The 384-nt window shown below is 46.1% G+C and carries 1 protein-coding gene; it reads left to right on the top strand.

Annotation, left to right across the window (positions count from 1 at the left end; translation table 11 throughout):
* Positions 1-384: toxin Cry1Ac domain D-VI-related protein (locus tag DUK53_RS17700; protein ID WP_236637340.1), on the top strand; the 384-nt coding region annotated here is incomplete at both ends.

Genomic DNA, 384 nt, shown 5'->3' with positions numbered 1-384 from the left:
AAAAGTCGTCGATGCTATCACAGATGCAACGAAGAAAGCAGCGCTACAAAAAGAGCTAGACGAAGCGAAGAAACAACTAGAAGCGAAACAAGCAGCAGCGGCGGCAGAAAAAGCACGCCAAGAAGCAGCAGAAGCCAGCGTGAAAGATTTATTCACCAATGGTGACGTAACAGGAACGATTAAAGATACAACAGATCAAGAAGCGATTGATAAAGCACGAAAAGTCGTCGATGCTATCACAGATGCAACGAAGAAAGCAGCGCTACAAAAAGAGCTAGACGAAGCGAAGAAACAACTAGAAGCGAAACAAGCAGCAGCGGCGGCAGAAAAAGCACGCCAAGAAGCAGCAGAAGCCAGCGTGAAAGATTTATTCACCAATGGTGA

This window comes from Listeria sp. SHR_NRA_18 (genome assembly GCF_003856515.1).
Taxonomy (GTDB): domain Bacteria; phylum Bacillota; class Bacilli; order Lactobacillales; family Listeriaceae; genus Listeria_A; species Listeria_A newyorkensis.
Note: the sequence above shows the minus strand (reverse complement) of the source record. Positions and strands in the feature narration are given on the sequence as shown.